We start from the raw sequence: 24,115 nt of genomic DNA on the forward strand, positions 1-24,115 counted from the left end.
CTTAGCCAACTAATTAATAATGAAGCTGAATAACGGAATTAGTCATTTAACAATTTTAACTTATTATAAAATGAAAAGAAATGAAACTTACATAAAAAGGCCGCCAATATTGGCAGCCTTTTTATTCCTGATGGACATTACTTCAATATTATATTGTCATCCATGGCAGTGGGTTTTGAAATCTGGACCAGTCCGAGTTCATCTCTTCCGGTGTAAGGATACATGCATCGAACTGATCTTCCATTGCTTTACGGTCCATATCCATGCCGATCAAGACAATTTCGTTCATCCGATCCCCCCATGTACTGTCCCATTTGCGCTGAAGAGCCGGCTCAGACTCCAATATTTCTTTCTGCTCCGCTTCCGGCATCGCCGCGAGCCAGTACCCAGCAGGTCCAAATTGGATGGAGGGTCCCGCCTGGCTGAAGCTTGCAGCCACATCATCTTTAACCGCCAGCCATACTAGACCCTTGGCACGAACAACTTCTTCCGGCCATTCCAACATCATTTCCGCCAAACGCCCCGGATGGAATGGCGCCCGTTTACGATAAACGAATGAGCTGATACCGTATTCCTCGGTTTCCGGCGTATGGTTTTCTTTCTCAAGCTCCTGAATCCAGCCGGCGGACATGCTTGCTTTTTCAAAATCAAACAAGCCTGTATTCATAATGAGAGATGGTTTAACTTGTCCGTTCACAATACGGATGCATGCTGCCGAAGGCTGAAGTTTGCGCAGCAGTCCCTCAAGCCGGTTCAACTCTTCTTCTCCCACGAGGTCGCATTTGTTCAGAAGCAGAACATCACAGGTTTCAATCTGATCGATCAGCAGATCCACGACATCCCGGTCATCGTTATCGCCTGAGGCCTCCGCCCGGTCCAGCAACGTATCACCGGATCCGAAGTCCTTCCAGAAACGGTATGCATCCACAACCGTTACCATGCAGTCTAAACGGGCAAATTTTGTCAGATCGATGCCGGAGTCCTCATCAATATAGCTGAAGGTTTGGGCGACGGGTATCGGCTCGGAGATTCCTGTGGATTCAATTAGAATATAATCGAACCGCCCTTCCTCCGCGAGTTTTTTGACTTCAAGAAGCAGATCATCCCGCAACGTGCAGCATATGCAGCCATTCGACATTTCTACAAGCTTCTCTTCGGTACGGGAGAGACTGGAGCCAGATTGTACGAGCGCAGCGTCCACATTAATCTCGCTCATGTCATTTACGATGACCGCAACCTTCATCCCTTCACGGTTATTCAGCACATGATTGAGTACCGTCGTTTTGCCTGAACCGAGATATCCGCTCAGAACGGTAACCGGTATCTTATTTTGACTCATATTTTCACAATCCCTTCATGTTTTACTCATTCAACGCTTTCTTCAATGCCTCCAGATTAGTACGCATGACAGAGATGTAATCCTGATGATTTGCCTGCTCTTCCTCGGTAAGGCCTTCAAGCGGATTCAGGACGGCGGTGGATGCACTGATCTCCCGGGCAATTGTATCTGCGACTTGGGAGGAAACGAGCGTCTCGAAGAAAATTGTCTTCACTTGATGTTCCTTGGCAAATTTCACAACTTCGGTCATGGCCGACGCAGATGGCTCCTGCTCTGGAGACAGGCCTGCAATCGGAACCTGGGTTAGTCCATAGGTTTTGGCCAGATATCCAAACGCGGCATGCTGGGTAATAAAATCTTTACGTTTGGTACTTCCCAGCTCTTTTTGATAGTCCGCATCCAGCGCTTCAAGCTTAGCGACGTAAGTATCCGCATTCTTGGCAAACTCATCTTTATGTTCCGGTGCCTTCGCGATCAACGCAGCCTCAATATTACGAACTTCCTGAATCGCCAGCTTCGGAGATAACCACACATGCGGATCCAGCCCCCCATGTTCATGGGCATCTTCATGGTGATCATGGCCCGCTTCATCATCCGCGTGTTCTTCTTCTTCGGCGCTGCTCTCCATGAGTTCGAGTCCTTTACTTGCCTCGACCATGTTCAGGCCCTTATTGTTCGAGCTGGCCAATACCTGATCCACCCAGCCTTCCATCCCTGCACCGTTATAGATTAGAACATCCGCCTTCTCTATCTTTCCAATATCCTGCGGAGTAGGCTCCCAGTCATGAGGTTCCACGCCCGGCGGTATCAGCAGATGCACATCCGCCAAATCCCCCGCTACCTGGCTGGCAAACTCATGCATCGGGTAAAAGCTTGTTTCGATTTGAAGCTTACTTGGAGCTGAAGCCGATGCCGCTGGCTCTGATACCGGTGTGTTGTCCTCTTGAGTAGCTCCACAGCCTGTGATATTAGCAGCTAGAACAACCATCGTTAATGCTGATACGTATGGAATCCATTTTTTCATTACTTTAAAACTCCTTCATGTATGGTTTGGTTGGTTTGTTGACGTAATATAGCTTCTGTTTTACCTGCGCGACGCTTTTTTGCCAGTTTAAACACACGCTGTAAACCGATGCCTGCCAAAAGAATGATCAATAGAATCAGGGCGATGCTTCCTCCCGGGGGCGTATCCGTATAATAAGATGCCGTCAGCCCGCTGAAGACTCCGGCCATGCCGGTGACAACCGCAAGAACGGAAGCAGAGACAAAGCCCCCAGCAAAGCGGAGTGCAAAAGCGGATGGCAACACGATGAGGGATGATACCAGCAGAACGCCGACAATCGGCATCGCAGCCGCAACAATCATGCCTGCCACCACCGCAAAAGCAAATGACAGCATTTTGACCCGAATCCCACTCACCGCTGCGGTATCTTCTTCAAACGTCAAGCTGTAAAGCGGTCTGCGGAGCAACATAAAGAAAAGAAGTCCGATCAATGTAACGGCCGCAATAATGAGGAGCTGGGAGCTGCTTACGGCTACAATGGAACCAAACAGATAAGAGCTGAAGCTTTTATTCAGTGTGGTTTTCAGGCTCATCAGCACCATCGCAAGTGCCAGACCCGAAGTCATAATGATCGCCACGGGGACCTCGCTATATGTTTTGTAAGTCCGCCGTAGCTGTTCGATCATCAGGCCGCCCATAATGGCAAACAGAAAACCGCACAGGACAGGACTCACATGCAGCACAGTTCCAAGCGCAACGCCGGCCATCGAGACATGCGAGAGTGTATCCGACATCAACGACTGCCTGCGTAAAACCAGGTATACACCGAGTAACGGAGCAATCAGCGCGATTAGGCCGCCTGCCAAAAAAGCCCGCTGCATAAAATCATATTGAAACATGGTCGGTCTCTTCCTTTCCTTCCAAATAAATCACGCGGTCCAGATAATCACTTGCTTCATCCAAACCATGGGTTACCATAATCACCGTCTTGCCTTGCGTCTTGACCAAGTTCCGCATCCATTCGTAAAAGCGAACCCGGCTTGCCGCATCCATTCCGGTCACAGGTTCATCCAAAACCAGCAAATCAGGCTGCTGAACCATGGCTCTGGCAATACAAGCCCGCTGCTTTTGCCCTCCTGACAATTCCCCGATTTTCCGGTTACGCAGCTCCCATAGACCAACCTCTCTCAATATCTCTTCCACCAGCGCATGCTGCTCCCTATGAAACCGTCGGAACAAGCCAAGCTCCGTATAACATCCCGAACGTACTAGTTCAATCACCTTGCTGGGAAAGCCGGAATTAAAAGAAGAAGCCTGTTGGGGAACATAGGCCACCGAACTCCCGCTGAATTCCGGTGTGAACTGAATGCTGCCGCTCCATGGCTTAATCAGACCAAGAATCAGCTTTAAAAGTGTTGTTTTGGCCGCACCATTCGGCCCGCTGACGGCGATGAATTCTCCGGCATGAATATCCACTGATACATTCCTGATAACAGGTTCATTCTCGTACCCAAAGACAATATCGCGTAATGTGCAAAGGATCATATGTATCCTCCTTATTTTATAATAGTAATAATTACGATTAAAAAAGTTCAAAAAAAAATATTCTTTTCCTTTTCGCTGTTTACGCACATACAAGTACGGATGATTGAGCCTCTTTTCTTATTCGTAATCATTACGTTTAAGTCATATTAAAACATATATCAAGCAAGCTGGCAAGTTATTCGTAATTATTACTATTAATATCCTTCACAAAACATTCCTCTATTTTTTCTGTTGAACGTTTTTTCTTTGCGTAGAAACAGCAAAAAGGACACCCCAAAGGATGCCCTTTTAATGAAATACAATATGATCAAGATACTGATTTTAATGGTTCCGCCGTCCGTTTTCTTCTGGGCTTCCATTTTACGCGATTTGCGTTCAAGAACACGACTAATCCTGAAATCGCCAAAATACCGCCGATGATCTGGAACCAGGTCATCTGTTCATTCAACAGCAAAAATGCCAGAATACTCGCCCCGACAGGCTCTCCCAAAATACTCATCGATATGGTTGAGGCTGATACATACTGCAGCAGCCAGTTGAACAGCAGATGTCCAAAAACCGTTGGAACGATTGCCAAGAGCAAAAACATCCACCAATCCTTACCCGGATATGCCGTAAACGAAATTCCACCAATCAGGTTATATAGAGCAAATACGATCGTAGCAGATAGAAACACGACAAAGCTGTACACAAAGGAAGATACCTGCGTCACCATTTTCTGACCGATCAGCATATGAACGGAAACCGCCAATGTGCCGAATACGGACAGTAAATCTCCAATCAGGTTGGTACGGGAAACGCCAATATCTCCCCAACCGATCAGAACGGCTCCGACAATGGCGACTCCCATGCCGAACATCGCAAACGATGACGTGCGTTCCTTATAAATAAAGAATGCACCGATGACGATAAACACAGGCTCCAGCGCCAGAATAATCGTCGAGCTCGACACGGTCGTCAGCTTGAGTGATCCCATCCACAGCAAAAAATGCAGCGCCAGGAAAAATCCGGATGCAGACAGCATCAGTATTTTTCTCCAGGGAAGCGACTTCAGCTCTGCAAGATGCGGCTTGATAAACGGCAGCATGAGCAGCGCAGTAAACAGAAGCCGGTACATGCCTTGGATGGATGCGGGTGCAGAGGACCATTTTACAAAAATAGATGAAAAAGAAACGGCGATGATGCCGATAATTAATGGTAAAGCGGTAGGTATCGGTGCAGTTTTTCTCATGATGCTTCCTTTCCGGTACAATGCTAACAACAATTTATTGTAGCACGGTCCAGCTGCGCCCGCCATCCTTCGTTTCTGCCATTCCCTGATAAAATGTAACCCATCCATGCTTCAGGTCAGCAAAATAAAGATGATCTATATCATCAAAATTTACGTTTTGAGGAAATGGATGATCATCCACGACTAGAAATACCTGATTGCTGTCGAGCTGCGTACCGATTGCATACCCGTTATAGGCGTCAACGAGAGACATACCCTCTGTTGGCTGAGCCAAAGGATACGCTTTCGGATAGGACTGTTTCCATGTTCTCCCTCCGTCACTGGAATGAAGAAGATACCCGGATTTATTCATATCATCCGCTGCTGCCCAAATATGGTCTGCAGACAGCATTTGCAGCTGATTAACAGCAGTGACATGATTCGGAGCGACACTCGTAAAGCTTTTGCCTCCGTCCTTCGTCAGCCAAATACCACCTTCAATCGGACCTGCACCCGGATGAAGCGATATCATGCCTATATCCGCATCAGCAAGCTGGATATCTGTCGGTGTTGGGCGCCCTGTCCGCTGGGTACTCATTGTCTTCCAGTGCTTGCCTCCATCGGTCGTCCGGTAAATCTCTCCACTCATCATCCCCGTGTCATTCGTTAGCAGCCAACCGGTATTCTCATTCATGAATTGAATTCCGAGACTGGAAAGCGGAGATTCCTTCGCCGTTATCTCCAGCTGCTTCTGCCATGTACGGCCTCCGTTAGAAGTTTTCAGTACTACGAGTTTCCCCGCATCCTTACCGACTTTCCCCGTAACATAGCCGGTTTGGCCTTTCGGAAAGCTCATAGATAGCGGCGTAAAATCCTTTAATCCAAAAGCTGTCGCCTTAAAATGGGAACCTCCGTCGCTCGTAACGTATAAATTGCCATTCGCCAGCATCACACCGTTTTTGGAGTCTTGGAAAGACAATCTCCGCAAATTGGTGAAGCTATGCGTACGGTCCTCTTTTGAACTGGCCTGCCACTGGGTTGTCCAAGCAGTGCCGCCATTTTGTGTCTTTAATAAACGAAGCTTCGAGCAAGCGGTCATGCCATTTTTTAATGAGCATCCTTCTTCAATCAGCAGCCAACCGGTATTGGAATTTATAAAATCCAAACTACGTACGAATTGACCCGGCAGTTTCTTTTCGGCCCAGCTCGTTCCACCGTCTTTCGTCGCGATCAGTGTCAATGATTCGCCATACTTCTCTTTAACAGCAAATCCAGTGTTATCCGTCACAAAATCAATGACCGGAATATCGTAGTTACTGACCGGGTTATTGATGAGCACCGGCGAATTTTTTTGAAGGGTCAAGTGTTGATCTGCTGTAATGTTAGATGCTGTCTGTGTCATTTTCACGATCCGGGCTTCTCCTGAAGAAGCCGTTTGATCAGAACCGTTATAAGAACAAGCAGATAAAAGCAGGGACAAAATAGCCAGTATAGCCGCCGCTAGCATGGTCCACCTATGTATTTTCAAGAATAATCCTCCTTAATCTCCTAAAATGCTTAACTCTCCTGCAAGAATCATTTTCACCATTTCAGATTTCTATCGAAAAGTGAATTTGACTCTATTTTAAAGATTATCCATAGATAAGAGGTTAAGGATTCTTCTCGATCCGGAATCAATTTTTTCTTTTTTGGACAACCCACCAACCGCCAAGGGTAGCTAAAGAGAAGCAAAACAATAAAATATACATGTTATAGAAAAGTGAGTTGGTGTATATATTTACGGGGCCAAGAACCTGGATCAATGACTCCTCGTCGCCGTTATGACGGAGGGAAGCGAGTGTAAGTTTGATTTTACGAAGCTCCAGGAAGAGAGATAAGAAAAGTGTGCCTACGGACAGGATTGGAATAAGTGAATGATATGACAACTTTGCAATATAGTCCTGCAGGATATCAAAATACCGTACCGCAATGACAAACGTGAACAACATCAACATCATCAGCGTGGCCCAACCAGGATACAGCAGCAGCATGCCGGGATTGCCGTTACCTGAATAACCTGTTCTTCGGACCACCGTAAATACATCGACGAGAATAGCAAACAGCGTACTTAGAAGCAGCAGCGACAGATACATGATCCATGTCTTAGCGGACATCCAAGCATCCCCCCTTGATGAAAAATGATATTCCATAAAAAGAAGCCATATGGGAAAGTATGCTGCTCTTGCCTCCCAAAGGCTTCTAATGCTTCCCTGACTTTAGTGTTTATGACGTGCATATTTGCCATAATCGGGTACGGCAAGCTCGCCAAAGCGTTGTGCCAACATATGAAGTCCATCCATCAGCTGTTCACCTGAAACCGGACTGCCATGGCCTGTGACGGCAAATGCCGGCCGCAGCGCCTCAAGCTTCTTCACTGATTCATGTGCCGCGTCCCAGTCCGGTGTGAAGTAACGAGGTGGACCGCTGATCTCCATTTTCTGTGTAAGCACGCTGTATAGTTGGTCTTGTCTCACCGTAATAAAAGCATCCCCGGCGATCAGCATCCGATCCTTCTCCCGAAAGAGAGAAACATGACCGGGCGTATGGCCAGGCGTATGCATCCAGCGGAAGTCAGGCAGCCCCGGCACGCTCCCATCATCAGGAAGGGAATGCACCCATGAACCGAGCTTCAGCGGCTCATGGGGAAAAGCAAAGGACAGCTTAGCCAGCATCCCCCCTTCAACCGTCGGATCCGGCTTAGGATAGCTTTTCTCACCAGTCAGATACGGAAGCTCTTCTGTATGAGCGTACACAGGAACCTGCCATTCCCGAATCAGATCCACAAGGCCACCCACATGATCAAAATGCGCGTGTGTCAGGATGATGGCTTTGGGCCGTGAATGCGGTCCAAAACGATCACGAGTCATGGCTAGGATCTCATCTGCTGAGTTGGGCATGCCTGCATCCACCAGCACAAATGAATCCTTTCCAGGTAAACCGATAGCCACGAGATTGACAATTTGAGTGGTGAAGGCATACACATCTGCTTGGAGTTCAACACCTTTGCCACTCGCAACGGACGTAGCCGGTATGTAGTGATAATCGTCTCCGTAGTGAATCTGCTGCTCGTTGTCGGTATCCATTTACCAGACCTCTTTTCATCAAAATACCTGTCTAACAGATATCTTGTCTTCAACCATCAAGTTTATTCTTCAACATCCATTGTGTCTGTCTGGCGCTCCTTTTTGCTGCTACGCCTGATATCAAAATCCCTGCACCTGAAACCGAGCAGATCAGGACGCCCACTGAAATGAAAAGCTCAGGCAATCCAATAGCAGAAGCACAGTATGTCCCGTACATCACGCCAAATGGAGTCATTGCCCGTGTCAGCATGGAACGGACTGAAAGAACTTGTCCCAGTACATTTTCCGGGACGATTCTGTAATACAGCGTATTACTGTATACATTCCAGAATGGCATCATGATTCCTGCCGCCATTTCGATAACAAGTGCAGGCGTGATCCGGTTTGTCATGGCAAGCAGAATATAAGTTATTCCACCGCCAAACAGCGCAGCACTCATGATGACATACAGATATGCACCAGGTTCACGCAGGCGGCCGACAATGATACTGCCAAGAACATATCCAAGAGGAAAAGCCGCCGAAAACAAACCGTAATCAAGCGGGCCACCGCCCAGCAATCCTGTTACATACGGAACGTACATCGCTTGAGTCGCGAAAACGCCAAAGCTGGTTACCGATATGAGAAGCGCGAGTCCATATAGGATTTTATTCCGTTGATAGATCTGTAATCCCTGCTTGAAGCTACCTTTCCAGGTGCGGCGTCCCCCGGAAGTTTGAGGTTTTTCCTGTATGTAAGCAGCGGATATCCATGCACCTATAAAAAGCATCATGATCAGCAGTAATAATACTTCAGAGGTAAAAATCCCCGTCAATATCCCCGCTGCAGGCAGTGTTAGGACTCTTACAAGCTGTACCGTGCCCGAGAGGGCTGCATTGACACGTACAAGCCGGTCGGCAGCCGCCAGCTTGGGGATAAGTGCTCCCGCCGCAGCGTCGTAGATCTGAATGGAACTCATAAAAGAGCCTATCCATAAAATATATGCTTCTCTATAGCCCGCTATCCACATCAGCCAGACAAATAAATAGGCAGTTCCGCGTATCGTATCGGATATTTTCATTACCGTCACCCGTTTCCACCGGTCAATGAACGGGCCTGCAATCCACTGTACAAGCCACTGCCCTGCTATGTTGAGGAGCCATAAACCTCCCATCGCCATTTTGGATCCGGTCAACTCGTACAGCATCCACGATAGAATAAACGTTCCGAATGTTCCAGCAAAGGCCGAGCGCATCTGGTCGGCGCACAGCCATCCAAGATTCCCGCTCCAAGTTCTGCTCACGATTCAACCTCCATACGGGAGTTATTGTTCCTTATATGCCACACCCAGGAAGCGATGCAGGTCTTGGTCATGATGATCCAGTGAACTCTGGTTCCACGAATAGCTGCCCTCTTTTACACGGACCAGTCCCGCCCCTCGCAAAATGGCCAGATGATGATGTACGGTAGTCTTACCCATACCCAGCAATTCAGTGAGTTCCTTGAGTGAACGGTCTTGCTCGGAAATGAGCTTTAACGCACGCAACCTTTTATCGTCTCCTAAGGCTTTATATAATTGAATAAGCTCGCCGGGAGGCTGATATAGATCATTTTCTGGCGTTAGACTTGCCTCGCTGACGGGATAATAGAAAATTTGGGTCTCCTTCATATTGGCTTCAATCGTCCAAGGACGGTAAATCACATGCGGAATCAAAAGCACCCGGCTGACACCCGCTTCAGGCTTATACTCGACTCCAGCAGCCCGCAGAACCACCTCTTCAGGCGTGCAGCTTCGCAGCAGATTCTTTTTCATGATCAAGTCACGTTCCAAAATCCCTTTCTTTTCTTCAGCCTCTGCAAACGTAATTTCCTGATCCCAAAGCTGAAGCAAAGACGTAAGATGGCGTTTTAAGACGTTTGCATCATTTCCGGTGACCGTCTGAATCATTTCCGGGAAAAACGGATGTCCCTGACAGGCACGGATCAACTCTTCGGCAGCCTCATGATCGCCATGTGCCGACTTGAGCCGAACTGCTTCCTGTCCGCTCTCCAAATAAGGAAGTACTAAAAATTTGAAATGCGAGTCCTCCAAAGACCAGACAAAATCCACAAACTCTTGTGTTGAAGCAAACGGATGTGTATGCAGCAGCTGAAGTAACATCTTCCACGTCTGATGCTTTTCACAGAATTCCAGCCTCTGTGCAAGCTCACCGGATACAGAATCCCGAAGCAGCTGCCAGTAGGATGCAGGTTTGTCCATAGATTCATGCAGTCTTGCGTTCGTAACCGCGGCAATACCCAGAGCACTTTCGAATATCAGTGAGCTGTATAACTCCACTTGATAGGTACTTCTTTTGAATGACATATCCAAAATATGCATTTACTCGAACCCCCATTTACCTTATTATCCCAGCCTATACATATTCTATTTTAATTGAACTGATTATTCAATATATTTTTAATATATTTAATTTCAAGACGAAACCTCCTTTGCAAAAGCAAAAAGACGTGCTTGGATTGACCGTTGGTAACGATCAGCAAATCCAATACACGTCTTTTGCTTATGATGTAATACTGCCACAGTCAGGCAGTTATTCTGAAAGGAATTTCAATAACCGGTACAGGAATACAGCTGCCTCAGCACGGGTCGTCTTATTGGTTGGATGGATCATTCCATGATCACCTTGAATCAGACCCTGCTTGATCATACCTGCAATACTGCCTTTGGCATAAGTGGATACTTGGTTAGCATCCTTGTAGCCATCAATCTCTGCCAGATCTCCTTCGATCTCTGCCTTTTTCAATGCCTGGACTGCTCGTTCTACCATCACCATCATATCTTGTCTTGTAATCTTTACGCTCGGTTCAAACCTGCCGCCATCCGTGCCTGTAACAATGCCGAGCTGCTTCGCTGCAGCTACAGCCTCATAGTAATAGTCCTGAGGCTTAACATCTGTGAATGCATCTGCTCCAGCCGCCTTCAAATTTAGCGCTCTAATCAACATTAAGATAAAGTCTGCTCTGCTCACCTGCTCTGCTGGACTGAATGTCCCCGCCGATGTTCCTTTGACGATGCCTAGAGCAGCCAATTTCTCAACCGCTTCGTTGGCCCACGCATGGCGGTCGAGATCTGTAAACTGCGATGCAGGCTGTTCGTAAAATACGGCATATACACCTGTATGGTCTGTTTGGAAGCGGACGTAATTGCCGGATTCGGAATAGGTTGTTCCCTTCATCTTTGAATCTATGCCTTGTTCATTCATCGACAAAACTCCGATTCTTGAAGTGTCCTCACGCCCGGCAGGTAAATACGGTATCGTGACCGTCATGGGTGTCTTCTCATTCTTCCATGGAATGGATTTCCCGTCCGCCATCATCTCCAGCCCTATGATCGGTCTGCTGCCTGTTTGAGCTTGTGCAGCTTGGTCCAAAGATTGTCGCTCCCGCTCACTAATGACAAGTCGCAGCTGCTTGCCGATCCCTGTTGATTGTGCAAGCAGCTCACCGGATAGCTGCACGGCTGCTTTTGGCGTGATCACCTCAAGGATCAAATGAGGATAGCCGGACAAAAATGCTGCCGGAAGATCCACTGCATACTTTGCTGCATCTCCATTTTTCTTAAGCTCAAGTGTCACCTTCAGCTTACCATCAGGATCTGATTTTGCTAGTGACAATGCCTTTCGCATATCCTGCTCACTTACAGTGCTGACAGCTGTTTTTCCATCCGTATCCAGCTTGGAGCTGAATACAGCCTTCACTGAACCATCCTTTTGCAGCTGAAATCCTTCTGAACCCGAAGCGGCCGGAATGTTTGAAACTCCATTGCTTCCATCTCCCCCACCGCTGTTCCCGTTATTTCCGTTATTTCCGTTATTTCCGTTATTTCCAGTATTTCCGCCGTTGCCGTCACCCCCTGCAGGGACTCTTTTGTATTCAAACGTTACTTTTACAGGCATGCTCATATCATCCGTGGACAAATTCGCTACATAGGTTCCCTCTACATCCCCGGTAAGTGTGAATTCGAAATGGAAGCTTCCGGCTTCTGAACTCGTTGTTTGAGCCGCGCGTTGAATCTTGCCCTGGGGATCAAGCACCTGTAAATTCACTTTGGCCAGTTCGCCATTCATCACAAGCCCATCAATGGTCACTTTTTTAGATGCTGCATCAATCACAGCTTTCATGCCTTCTATGTTCTTAACGTCCCCGCCACCCGAGAGGTTGTATATGCCAAATTCATAAAAAGAATATCCGTAGTCCGTGGCTCTTTCTATGCCTTGAAATTTCATGTATCTCGCTTTGATCGGGTCAAAATGAACCGTTTCTTTTCCGTCACGCGCTGTAATGACTCCATCATGATCCTTCACTACAGAGGTCCAGTTTTGCTTATCATCAGATACGAGGAGTCTGTATGTTTTAGCACGGGCATATTCCCAATCGATTCTAACAGAATCCATCTCCTTCACTTCCCCGAGATCGATCTGGTACCAGGTATTATCCTTGTAATCACTCGCCCATCTTGTGGACGGGAATCCATCCACTGCCTTGCCGGGTGCATAATTCGGATTGGACCCTTCGACTGAGGATGCCTCCACAGCTTTATTCTGAGCCAGATTTCCAGCGAGGTAATAGACCTCCTCCTTCAGCGTGTTGTAGGCTTCATCTGAAATCATCATATCCTTGTTCATAAGGTCCAACTTCGCATTAAATCCCTTTAAATAGGTGACAACCTGCGCTTGATCAACGCCCTCGAAGCGTTTCATCATTTCCAAATAATTATTCAGTGAGCGTGCCGCTTCTGCATTCTTGAACTGTTTCTTTTCCTCAAAGCGGTTAACTAACGTTTTCATACCTACAGCACTGGTTGACGCTTCGATCACATACGAGGATTTTTGGGATTTGCCAGCTGCTACGGTGATGATCAGTTCATGCTTGCCTGGCTTCCCGGCCAAATCAATAACGGTTCCGGAAGTGTAAGCCTTACCATCAAACGTAGCTGTTACTTTAGTTAGACCGCTTCCATCATCATTTTTGACTTCCCATGCAAACTGAACCGGCTCTGTATCCGGCACGGTTGCTCCGGTTTGGAGCGTTTGCCCGTTCATATGCACCACCGCCTCCGGCGGGGCAGCATTGTTGATTTGATAGGTCCCGTTCACGAACTGATACAACCAATCATACATAATACGCGTTGCAGCATCCGTGCTCACTGCTGAATCATGTACGGCATTATTGCCTTGATAGTAAGCTTTGAACCCGTTCTGCATAAGACCTGTTTCTACGCCGCTGTTCAAGTAATCGATATAACGCTCGCGGAATACGCCATCGGTCAGCATCCGATCATCAAATTCAAGTTCATTGGACATCCCGTACTGCTTAGCTATATTTGCAGCATCCTCCAGACGGTCATAGCCCATTTCCTCGAAGAAATAGTTAGGCTGGAAGGCAACGGCATCAAACCCGACATCCTTCCACATGTAGCTTTTATACGCCAAAAAGTGCGGAATCCAGAAAAATTTCAGATTCATATCATGGACTTTCGTACTCACCGAACGTAGCAAATCCGGTCCCGTCTCACTCGTACTGATTTGTTCTTCCAGCCAGTACATGCCAACGAGTTCAAGATTGGAGTAATTCTCTTCCCCCCATCTCTTCTCTACTTCACTTAACCACCATTGAACCGCCTTTTCTCTATTTGCAAGCGCTTTCTCTTTTCCGACTGCTGAATTGTTAAAACTCTCTGAAACACCATCACCATCAACGTCGCCGAAATCTTTGATGCTTTCGCCTGGATCCGGAATCATTAAGACAACCTTTTCCTTATGATCAGGCTGATTCAGCTCGGATCCGACTTCCTTGGTCGCTTCATTTAGCTGCTGCATATCGCCTGTTTCCGCAAATGTTTTATCCAGATACCATCTCCAATCCTCCAAATTCGCGCTTCCGCCATAATCATGACCGGATGGTGACGTAATTCCGAGATAAAGGATACCATCAAAGAGCCAATCTGTGGGTTTTCCGGACTGATCCACATAACTGATGTTCGGAATAATCCGCTCCTTTGTCCAGGTTCCCTTATCATTCGCGTATTGTCCGTTATAAAGTAGGCCAAGATTGTGAATGTCCGCCGTTGCTGCTCCCGGCTGTAAAAATCCCGGCTGCTCCGCAGGAACCGATTCCGCCCCTTCAACCTTTCCGTCTGTACCCCAAATTTCGATCTCATCAATGAAGCACCAATTTGTAGGATGCATGGAGAAGGTTACTTTCACATAACGGGCATAAGCCATCTGCGCGTTCAAATTCCCGCTTTTGATTCCATCCCTGCTTCCTTTCCACTCAAAGGTCTCATCTCTTGGTGGTCCATCTCCCCAGAGAAGCTGGGTAGCATTGTTAGAAAGCAGCCCCCAATTTTCTTTGTCGTCAGAGACGTACATGGAGACCGTCAGGGGTACAAGGATCGAATTCGTCGGATAATCCTGCAGAAAATGAGCTTTAATATTCGCGACCGACTTTTTCTCGCCTAAATCGAACACGACTTCCCGTGTCTTCTTATGAAGCTGTCCAACCCAAGCTGGATCTGACATATTCAATTCGCCGTGTATCCCATCTGTAAGCTTATTGCCATCATCCGGATGTGCCGCTTCCGGTTCCTCCGACCATTCATAATGAAGTCCAGCAGCAAGATTGCGAAGCTCCGGCGAACCTGCTTCTACCGGCATTGGTGATTCTTCCGTTTGTGCTGGCGGCTCCTCTGTTTCCACTACCGGATCTTCCGGGTCTTCCGTTTCTTCCGGCTTCACCGCTGGCGGCTCTGTCTCACCTTCAGGTTCTTGTGAGGCCTCTGCCGGATCCTTAAGTTCTATGCCATCTGCCGGGTCAGGATCTCCAGTCTGAATGGCTTGTATGGTTGGAACCAGTTCTTTTGCTTGTGCGGCCGGAACCCATGTCAATAATAGGACCACGCTCATTACAATAGCTCCCCATCTTGTATTCAATCTCATCAAGGCCAGCTCCCTTTCAATTCTTGAGTAAGAAAAATAACTGCAGAATTACACATCCCATGAACAATTTCCTTTTTAAAATAAAACTTTTGTCATGATTTCACTTGACGTCATTTCCTCCTTTCCAGGGTCAGCATAAAAAACGAAAGCATCATTCAATGACTCTACTGTAACATTAGGTAACTTATCGCTTGCTTCAAAGAGATAATTGATTACTTTTAATATACTTTTGTTTACGCTTCCTTTTAGAATGAAAATTCGCGCATAAAAGTCGGCAATTCCTAGTAAAATAAGGCCCCGTCCTGAAATGGACGGAGCCTTATTTTATAAGCAAGATGCATGTAACGAACAGCATATGGACTTATATTTTTGTAGAGACGTCTTTAGTACGACGAATATCGGGTCGCATTGTATAAACTCGCCCAAATATCATGCGTTTCTGCTCCGATATACCAATAGGCAAATCCCGCCACGCCGCGCTTTGCTGCCATCATCGTCTTTAGCCCGAGGGAACGGCCGTCTTCCACCCAAATTCGATGCTGGCTGCCCTGACGAGTGTAAGTAACAACATACTGTCCAAGCCCTGCATCCCATGTCCGGTTATAATAAACGGAACGAATGCGCTGTCCCTGCTGAATCAGAGATAGCTCTTCGGATACAGCTCCACCGGATTGCAAGGTCCAATCCCGCGTATAATAAGGTAGTGCCAGGATGGTCTTAGAGGCTGGAACCACAGAAAGCAAACGGTTGGTCGCTGATTCAACCCAAGGCAGCGATGATACGGATCCAGCAATTGGATCACCGTCCCAGTGTTCATCATAGCCCATTAACACCACGTAATCCGTATAACGCCCAAGTGCCTCATAATCGAAGGCTTCCGTCCAGTCCGTTCCCAGATCCGGAGAGACATCGATGGATAATACAGCCCCGGCACTGCGCAGGCTCGTACCAAGCTCCGAAATAAATGCCGTGAGGTTAAGCCGGTCCTCCGGACTGACATTTTCAAAATCTATATTGATACCAGACAATCCATAGGTCTTTACATAACTTATCAGCTTCTGAATGACTGTTTTCCGTTTGCTTTCATCTGAAAGAATTTGATGCGTCAAAGCCGAATCTGAATGATTCCCGAGCATCGCCCATATTTTTTTATTATTTTGTTTAGCCCAGGTTGAAAGGCTGGTGTCTGCATGATTTGAAATAGGAACCTGTGCATTCTCCAGGAAAAACCAACGGGGAACCAGCGTATTGACGTTGGTGCTTTTGATTTTCTCTATAAATTGGGAGGTTGTGAGTCCGTTCTGCCAGCCAACCTGGATGCCAAGATTCGTTGTCTTGTGAATCGCCTTCGACCATACTTTATCCTGCAGCACTCTGTCCAGAACCGCCGCTGTTTCTTCCCGGGTCATCGTATCCGCCGGACGAAATTTGCCGCCAGCTCCTTCCATTAGACCAAGCGTGCGTGCCGCCAGCACGTAAGGAGCTGCCCAGGGTGCAACCTCACCGGAATCCACATACGGCAAGTTACCTCCTGTGGTGGTACCGGGGTCTACCTTCAGGGCGCGTACAATGAGCACAGCCGCTTCCTGTCTGGTAATCCGGGCAGCCGGCATAAACTGGGTTTTGCTCTTACCCTCCACGATTCCAAGCTGGATGGCAGCTTCGACCCAGCCGTAATACCAGCTTTTCGCGGAAACATCGCCGAAAGATGGCATATCGGCATTTACCGGTGCAAGTTTCAGCAATCGATCCGCCATAGTTACAAATTCGGCGCGTGTCACATTCTTCTTCGGCTCAAATTTGCGGTTGCCCGTTCCGTCTACGACACCTTCTTTTACAAGTTCTGTGATTTCCTTTTTGGCAAAGCTGCCAGCGATATCGTCAAACGGCAATGTGGTTGATTGAGCTGCCGCAGAAACGCCTTCGAATGCTCCGAATAGGAGTGCAGACGCCATCAGCACAGTCAAAACTCTATTTTTTATTTTCAAGGGGATGCCTCTCTTTTTATATAGAATAAAAGATTTCTAATTCACTTCTTCTATCCTATCAAAAAGGCATGACGAGGTAGACGCCCAAATCATGGAAAGCATGATGGTCGGCCTGCTGAATCAATAGATTTGTAATTTTATAAATGAGGGAATATAATTTTCTTCCGGCATATTCTAATAGAATCGGAGGATAACTGTTTATGCAAAATAACCGGAACGAAAAAGTTTATTTGCAGCACTTACATATTGAGCATGCTCAAGCTCTGCTGGATCTCAGACTCCATAATCATGAGTATTTGCAACCTTTTGAACCGATCCGCGATGCGTCTTATTTTACGGTGGAAGGACAGGAAAAAGACATTCAAACCGGACTCGGTGATAAAGATCTGATCTCATCCCACTTGTTCGGAATTTTCTTAACCGATTCGAACGAGCTGGTCGGCAGAGCTGCGCTGACGGGCATCGCCCGCGGTCCATTTCAAAATGCAAACCTTGGCTATTTTATAGGTCAGGATCATCAGGGAAAGGGTTATATGACTGAGGCTGTACGTCTTTGTGTCCAGTATGCCTTTGAAGAGCTGGGTCTTCACCGCGTTCAAGCCGGCGTGATGCCTAAAAATACGCCTTCGCTGCGCGTCTTGGAAAAAGCGGGCTTCCGGAGTGAAGGACTCGCCAAAAGGTATTTACGCATCAATGGAGTCTGGGAGGATCATCAGCTATTTGCGATCACAAGAGAGGATTGGGAATAAGCAACCCCCTTGTTTAGAATAGAAAGACCCGGCCCACTGGGGATCGGGTCTTTCTATTCTAGCGCTGACTTATAGCTGTTTGACCATATGGTAATATACATGGCCGTTAATCATAATTTCTTTGTCCACTGCATAACCGAGATGAAGATACAATGAGTAGGCTCTGCTGTTATCCGTCACAACAGCCATGGCATTTTTCTTATAGCCGCGTTCCTTGGCTCTTTCTTCGGCCGCATGGATCAGCTTGGTCCCGATACCCTTACCGCTGAATTTCGGTGAAACCGATAATGTGTCAATATAAAACTCATCTTCATCCGATTCTTTATCCAGCTTGAGATCCGGATCATTCTTCATGGAGCGCAGCCGCTCCAGAATGGGTTGGTCCAGTTCTGCGATTTCATCTCCGCCGTAGGCGATAATCACGCCAGCAACCTGACCCTCGACTTCCTGGACAATGGCCTGATGATAAGAAAGACGCCCTTGGTCTGCGGCAAAATACTGCTCGAGCACCTGAACCGCATCCTGTTCACGTTCTTCTCCTGTCAGCTGATGAGCGACATCATGCAGGGCATCATACAGCAATCTAGCTGCTTGCTTCGCATCTTCGCGTACTGCCGATCTGATCTTCATGTTGTTTTTCCTCCCGTATTACCTGTTCTTCTTCAATTATAGTCCAGCTTCCGAAGCGGAACAAATGGCATGGACGAGCTCCAAGGCCTTTTCAACGCCCAATTGTTCCTTTTCACTCCCGTTCAAGCGGTTCAGCCATTCAACCTGGCCCTCTGCAGCGGCTTTTCCTACGATGATCCGCAATGGAGCACCGATCAGATCAGCATCCTTGAATTTCACACCAGGACGCTCATCACGGTCATCCAGAATGACGTCGATTCCTGCAAGCTTGAGCTTCCGGTAAAGTTCTTCGGCCAGTCCCGTCTGCACCTCATTCTTCATGGATACAGGAATGATATGGACCTGGAACGGAGATAATTGAAGCGGCCATAAGATTCCGGTCTCCGATTGATACTGCTCAGCTACAGCAGACATCAGGCGAGATACACCAATCCCGTAGCAGCCCATAATCATCAGCTCTTCCCTGCCGTCCGCATTCGTAAATTTTGCATCAAGCGATTTGCTGTATTTCGTTCCAAGCTTGAAGACATGACCAACCTCGATGCCGCGGCTGAAAAGCAGCTTCTGTCCGCAATGCGGGCAGCAATCATCTGCTGATGCATTCCGGTAGTCCCCAGTCTTTAAAGCCTTGAAATCTCGGCCAGCATGGATATGGCGAACATGATAGTCCTTTCGGTTTGCTCCTGCAATGCCATCAACGACAGATGCGGCTCCCAAATCTAAGTAGACAGGGATATCCAGGCCAGCCGGTCCCGCAAAGCCATGCGGTGCACCGGTCAGTTTCTCCACTGTCTGAAGATCGGCCAGCTCGACATTCGATGCTCCAAGTGCATTCTTTAGCTTAAATTCATTGACCTCATGATCTCCCCGCACCACAACCGCGATCGGCTGGTTGTCCGCCATATATACCATGGTTTTCAGGAATGCTTGGGAATTCTCGTTAAGAAAAGCACTTAATTCTTCAATGGTTCTTATGTCTGGAGTGTATATTTCCTCCATATCCGGAACCTTTACATCCATAGAAGCTGGGCTTTCTTGTTGATAAAATATCGCCTTTTCCAGATTCGCCGCATAATCACATGCTGAACAGGTGACGATTGTATCTTCTCCAATATCAGCAAGCGCCATAAATTCAAGTGTCTCGCCTTCCCCGCCGATAGAACCGGCCTCGGCCTCGACTGCCTTAAACCGCAAACCGCATCTTTCAAAAATCCGGCGGTATGCCTGAACCATGGATTGATATGCTTCGTCCAGACCCTGCCAATCCGCATCAAACGAGTAGGCATCCTTCATCAGGAATTCCCTGCCCCTTAAGAGACCAAAACGGGGACGACGTTCATCCCGGAACTTGGTCTGAATCTGATATAACCGCAGCGGCAGCTTTCGATAGGTATTCACTTCTGCTGCCACAAGCGAGGTTATAATCTCCTCATGGGTTGGACCAAGCACAAAGCCACGATCATGACGGTCCTCAAGCCGGATCAACTCCGGCCCGTATTCTGTATATCTGCCAGATTGCTCCCACAACTCGGAGGGCTGCATGGCCGGCATCAGCAGCTCTTCAAAGTCGGAGGTACCCATTTCCTGCCGGATGATCTGTTCCAGCTTATGCAGAACACGATATCCGAGCGGCAAATAGCTGTATATTCCCGCAGCCAGCTGCCTTATATAACCTCCCCGTAGCAGCAGCTGATGACTCACCGCTTCCGCCTCGGATGGAGCTTCTCGGAGTGTTGGAAGCAGCATGTATTTTTGTCTCATAAATCTCATCTCCCTTATTTTCGGATACAAAAAAAACACATCCACCCCGGTCTAGGGACGAATATGTTCGTGGTACCACCCTTTATTCAACAGCTCGCCTGCCCTTTAGCAGTACATAGCTATCCTCATGGTCAACTTAACGGGGTTTTTCCCGGCCTGGAATACTCAAATCTGCAGATTCTTTCATCCGGCAGCTCACAAGATAGGGAAGCTCATAGCATGTGCGAAACCTTACAGCCAAGGGTTTCTTCTCTGGGGCACGATGGACTTTCAATGAACTATGGGTCTTGGTCACAGCTTTTCGTTTATAACAAACTCAAGGTTGTTTTTCCATACCTTACAGGATGATGAAGAATGATGTCAAGTATTCACAAAAATCCCGCCTATTCCGAAATCGTCTATGCGATACGGAGAAGGCGGGATTTTTGAGTTAAGCTGCGAAATATTATTTTTGGTCAAACATCTTCGGCAGACTCTCTTCAAATGGTGCGTAAGCAATACCGTTCTGTGTAACAATGGCCGTAATCAGGGAGTGATCCGTCACATCAAAAGCAGGATTATACACATGTACATCCTTTGGAGCCATCGGTTTCTCATACCACTGGCTGGTCACTTCATCATCCGAACGCAGTTCAATATGGATATCATCTCCGGTCTTGCACTCCAGATCAATCGTCGAAAGCGGCGAACATACATAGAACGGGATGCCATAATGCTTCGCCAGGATGGCGACTCCTGATGTTCCGATTTTGTTCGCGGTGTCCCCGTTGGCTGCGACTCGGTCACATCCTACCAATACAGCTTGCACCTTGCCTTCCTTCATCACGATCGATGACATGTTATCACAGATCAGCGTGACATCAACGCCGGCTTCTTGTAATTCCCAGGCCGTTAGACGCGCGCCTTGCAGCAGTGGACGGGTCTCGTCGGCATATACCTTAAAGTTATACCCTTGTTCCTGACCCAAATATATTGGGGCCAATGCCGTGCCATACTTGGCTGTGGCAATCGTTCCGGCATTGCAGTGGGTCAGAATTCCCCAGTTTTCTTTCAGCAAAGACAGCGCATGTTTTCCGATGCTCTCACACACCTGCTCATCTTCCTCACGAATCCATTCAGCTTCCTGACGCAGCGCTTCCTTCACTTCGCTTAAGGATTTGCCCGCTTCCTGAAGAAGGCGGCTCTCCATACGGTTCAACGCCCAGAACAGATTAACCGCTGTAGGTCTTGATGATGCAAGAAAAGACTTTACTTCAGCAAAATCTTTGTGCAGTTCCTCATAGGTTTTCGCTTGAGATGCTTTTGTACCCAGATACAAGCCATAGGCTGCTGCGATTCCGATCGCCGGTGCTCCGCGCACTTTTAGTTTATATATAGCATCCCATATATCCTTCATTTCTTTTAAATGCAGGAACACCTTCTCATTCGGCAGAACGGTTTGATCCAGAATGATTAGCGTATCATTCGCATCATCTAACACGACAGATTGGATCATCTTGAATTCAGTCGAATTATTGTCCATTGCAAGTCCCACTCCTTACAGATCTGTTTCTCTCGAATCTATATATTTGGCAACTACCTGAATGAAATCCTCACCTGTCAACATGCCTGAGCGCCCCATGATGAACGCTTTCCCCATCCGCAGGCACAGCTTCTCTGCATCCGCTCTGGTATCGGCATCCGCTATGCTGGTAATATCCTTTACGTGAGCCAGTCCGAGTGTTCTGCGGATCAGTTCCAATCCCGTCACAGCCGAGGTATCCTGAATGATCTGATTCAGATAGTATCGATCGAAACCAGGGATCCGTGCCATACGGTCTGTTGCCCTTTCCTGGAACATTTTCAGAAATTTCTCTCGGAACATGTTAATGACATCCTTCACGCTGGAAAGCAGCCATGCTTTCTGCGCTTCCTTTGCCGCCGGATTTTCTATCACACTGTCCGCATTAATATAGGCAAACAGCAGATGGGCAATCACATTACCTATATCATAACCTGCAGGCCCATAGAAGGCGAACTCCGGATCTATGATTTTCGTTGAATCTTCTTTAATAAAAATAGATCCTGAATGAAGATCCCCATGCAGCAGTGACTGCGCATGGTTCATAAATTCAAATTTCAGCTTGGCTGTTTCGAGCAGCAGCGCCTCATCATCCCATAAAAAGGATTGTGCAAACTCACGTGTGGGTTCAAATATATCATTCCGCGGGCAGTCATAAAATGGCTCCGTGTAGACCAAATCTTCAGAAATTTCGCAAAGATCGGGATTAATGAAGCTTTTCACCAAATCTTTCTTGGCTTTATGATCCATCACCACATCGGATGTCAGCAGCAGCGTATTCACCATGAAGGTGGAGATATGATCTGCAAAGAGCGGAAATTGTCTGTGCTCTAGCAGTGCTTTTCTCATAATATCATGATCGGACAAGTCTTCCATTACGCAGCAGTTCATCACCGGATCATAGTTATAGATTTGTGGAACCAACCCCGGAGCCAGCTCATTCTGCAGCTTCAGGATTTCGCTTTCAATCCGGTTGCGATCCGTGGATACCTTGATGTCTGCCGAGATTCGCGCAACAGGACCTGCTTGTTTGATAATCATGGACTTGCCGCTGGCAGAATCAATGATACGGAACACATAGTTCAGGTTGCCGTCACCAATTTCTTTGCAAGAAAGCTTGGCATCCTGATCAAAGACGTTCAGCCGGGTCACGGCATAATCCAAAACATCGGTTTCGTCCATCGTGAAATATTCATTGTACTCACGCATAAGAATCGAACTCCCCTATACTATTTAGATTTGTAATAAGTAATTGCAAGTGCGAAGGCTAGCACCGTACCTTTGACAATATCCATCGCATAATAAGGAACGCTCAACATAACCAGCCCATTCTGCAAAATACCGATCAGAACGGCACCGACAAAAGTACCTATCGCATTGGGTTTGCCTGCACCCAGTACTGCGAATCCGATGTAGGCTGCGGCTACGGAATCCATCAAGTAAGGGGCTCCCGAATTCACTTCAGCAGTCATGACGCGGGCACCCAGCATGATCCCGCCGATTGCAGCGAAAGCCGCAGATAAAAGGTACGCAGCAATGCGGTATTTATTGACAGGGATACCCGACAGCTTGGCCGCCTCCATATTCCCCCCTATTACGTACATATAACGACCATGCTTGGTATACTTCAAGAATATATGGACGATAACAACCACGACAAGCATGATAATAATAATCCATGGAACTTGACCGATCTTCGCAAAGATGGGACTGATGATTCCCGTCGAGAAGGATCCGTCCGGCATAATCATGTTTTGAGATAGGGTTGCTCCCTTGGTATAGGTTTGAGCAATACCCTGGAATACGAACATCATGGCCAGCGTCAGCAGCATATCCTGTATTTTCAGCTTGACGATCATAAACGAATTGATTATCCCTGCGGATAAACAGATTAAAATCGTCAAAATGATGCTCATCCATACGCCTTGTCCATGCCACACGAACATCGAGATCACGAGTGCGTTGGCAAGGGAAGCCACCGAGCCGACAGAGAGGTCAAATCCGCCTACGGACAAGGAAATGGTAATCCCAATCGCAATAATCGTAACGATCGAGATGGAACGGAGAATATTGACGATGTTGGAAGGCTGCAGAAAACTGTCTGACATCACCCCAAAGACGATAATAAGAAGACCAATCGTGATCAGGGTGCCATATTTATATAGAAAATCAAAAAATCCAAATGACTTGGGAGTCTTTGAGGTTTGGATTGTTTTGGCTGTATTCATAC

The 24,115-nt window shown here is 47.4% G+C and carries 18 protein-coding genes; 1 reads left to right on the forward strand and 17 read right to left on the reverse strand.

What is annotated here, in order from left to right:
• Positions 1 to 148 precede the first annotated feature (148 nt).
• From KJS65_RS10880 to KJS65_RS10935, 12 genes are all read right to left on the reverse strand, one after another.
• Complete coding sequence (locus tag KJS65_RS10880) at positions 149 to 1,339, reverse strand: GTP-binding protein (RefSeq protein ID WP_213649833.1); 1,191 nt, start codon at positions 1,337 to 1,339, stop codon at positions 149 to 151.
• Positions 1,340 to 1,361: 22 nt separating this feature from the next.
• Complete coding sequence (locus KJS65_RS10885; RefSeq protein ID WP_213649834.1) at positions 1,362 to 2,363, reverse strand: metal ABC transporter substrate-binding protein; 1,002 nt, start codon at positions 2,361 to 2,363, stop codon at positions 1,362 to 1,364.
• Positions 2,363 to 3,241: a metal ABC transporter permease gene (locus KJS65_RS10890; protein WP_213649835.1), complete on the reverse strand. Its 879-nt coding sequence runs from the start codon at positions 3,239 to 3,241 to the stop codon at positions 2,363 to 2,365. The genes KJS65_RS10885 and KJS65_RS10890 overlap by 1 nt, the downstream gene beginning before the upstream one ends.
• The gene (locus KJS65_RS10895; RefSeq protein WP_213649836.1) at positions 3,228 to 3,887 is read right to left on the reverse strand and encodes a metal ABC transporter ATP-binding protein; all 660 of its coding nucleotides are present in this window, start codon (positions 3,885 to 3,887) and stop codon (positions 3,228 to 3,230) included. Before KJS65_RS10895 ends, KJS65_RS10890 begins: the two co-directional genes overlap by 14 nt.
• Before the next feature lie 307 nt (positions 3,888 to 4,194).
• Positions 4,195 to 5,118, reverse strand: coding sequence for a DMT family transporter (locus KJS65_RS10900; RefSeq protein WP_213649837.1), 924 nt, complete (start codon positions 5,116 to 5,118; stop codon positions 4,195 to 4,197).
• Positions 5,119 to 5,152: 34 nt separating this feature from the next.
• A complete protein-coding gene (locus tag KJS65_RS10905; protein WP_213649838.1) occupies positions 5,153 to 6,625 on the reverse strand; it encodes a WD40/YVTN/BNR-like repeat-containing protein in 1,473 nt (490 codons plus the stop codon).
• Positions 6,626 to 6,770: 145 nt separating this feature from the next.
• Positions 6,771 to 7,250, reverse strand: a complete 480-nt coding sequence (locus KJS65_RS10910) for a hypothetical protein (protein ID WP_213649839.1) — start codon at positions 7,248 to 7,250, stop codon at positions 6,771 to 6,773.
• Between the two features lie 102 nt (positions 7,251 to 7,352).
• Complete coding sequence (locus tag KJS65_RS10915) at positions 7,353 to 8,219, reverse strand: MBL fold metallo-hydrolase (RefSeq protein WP_213649840.1); 867 nt, start codon at positions 8,217 to 8,219, stop codon at positions 7,353 to 7,355.
• Positions 8,220 to 8,268: 49 nt separating this feature from the next.
• Complete coding sequence (locus KJS65_RS10920) at positions 8,269 to 9,501, reverse strand: MFS transporter (protein WP_213649841.1); 1,233 nt, start codon at positions 9,499 to 9,501, stop codon at positions 8,269 to 8,271.
• 21 nt (positions 9,502 to 9,522) lie between these two features.
• Positions 9,523 to 10,578 (reverse strand): ArsR/SmtB family transcription factor, encoded by a 1,056-nt coding sequence (locus KJS65_RS10925; RefSeq protein ID WP_213649842.1) that lies wholly within the window; start codon positions 10,576 to 10,578, stop codon positions 9,523 to 9,525.
• Positions 10,579 to 10,789: 211 nt separating this feature from the next.
• The gene (locus tag KJS65_RS10930) at positions 10,790 to 15,196 is read right to left on the reverse strand and encodes a DUF4855 domain-containing protein (protein WP_213649843.1); all 4,407 of its coding nucleotides are present in this window, start codon (positions 15,194 to 15,196) and stop codon (positions 10,790 to 10,792) included.
• A 383-nt stretch (positions 15,197 to 15,579) separates the two neighbouring features.
• On the reverse strand, positions 15,580 to 17,184 hold the full coding sequence (locus KJS65_RS10935; protein WP_244864480.1) for an S-layer homology domain-containing protein: 1,605 nt from the start codon (positions 17,182 to 17,184) through the stop codon (positions 15,580 to 15,582).
• A 200-nt stretch (positions 17,185 to 17,384) separates the two neighbouring features.
• Here KJS65_RS10935 and KJS65_RS10940 point away from each other — a divergent pair, with 200 nt between their 5' ends.
• Complete coding sequence (locus KJS65_RS10940) at positions 17,385 to 17,933, forward strand: GNAT family N-acetyltransferase (RefSeq protein ID WP_213649844.1); 549 nt, start codon at positions 17,385 to 17,387, stop codon at positions 17,931 to 17,933.
• Positions 17,934 to 18,002: 69 nt separating this feature from the next.
• Here the strand turns inward: KJS65_RS10940 and KJS65_RS10945 are convergent, their stop codons facing one another.
• From KJS65_RS10945 to KJS65_RS10965, 5 genes are all read right to left on the reverse strand, one after another.
• The gene (locus KJS65_RS10945) at positions 18,003 to 18,563 is read right to left on the reverse strand and encodes a GNAT family N-acetyltransferase (protein WP_213649845.1); all 561 of its coding nucleotides are present in this window, start codon (positions 18,561 to 18,563) and stop codon (positions 18,003 to 18,005) included.
• A gap of 36 nt (positions 18,564 to 18,599) precedes the next feature.
• Positions 18,600 to 20,324 carry a proline--tRNA ligase gene (locus KJS65_RS10950; RefSeq protein WP_213649846.1) on the reverse strand — a complete coding sequence of 575 codons (1,725 nt, stop codon included), beginning with the start codon at positions 20,322 to 20,324 and terminating at the stop codon, positions 18,600 to 18,602.
• Between the two features lie 445 nt (positions 20,325 to 20,769).
• Positions 20,770 to 21,846 carry an S-methyl-5-thioribose-1-phosphate isomerase gene (gene mtnA / locus KJS65_RS10955; RefSeq protein WP_213649847.1) on the reverse strand — a complete coding sequence of 359 codons (1,077 nt, stop codon included), beginning with the start codon at positions 21,844 to 21,846 and terminating at the stop codon, positions 20,770 to 20,772.
• Between the two features lie 15 nt (positions 21,847 to 21,861).
• Entirely contained in the window at positions 21,862 to 23,094 is a 1,233-nt protein-coding gene (mtnK, locus tag KJS65_RS10960; protein ID WP_213649848.1) for an S-methyl-5-thioribose kinase, read from the reverse strand.
• 20 nt (positions 23,095 to 23,114) lie between these two features.
• Positions 23,115 to 24,113, reverse strand: coding sequence for an ABC transporter permease (locus KJS65_RS10965; protein ID WP_213649849.1), 999 nt, complete (start codon positions 24,111 to 24,113; stop codon positions 23,115 to 23,117).
• Positions 24,114 to 24,115: the final 2 nt, after the last annotated feature.

It is taken from the genome of Paenibacillus sp. J23TS9 (assembly GCF_018403225.1).
GTDB lineage: Bacteria > Bacillota > Bacilli > Paenibacillales > Paenibacillaceae > Paenibacillus_AQ.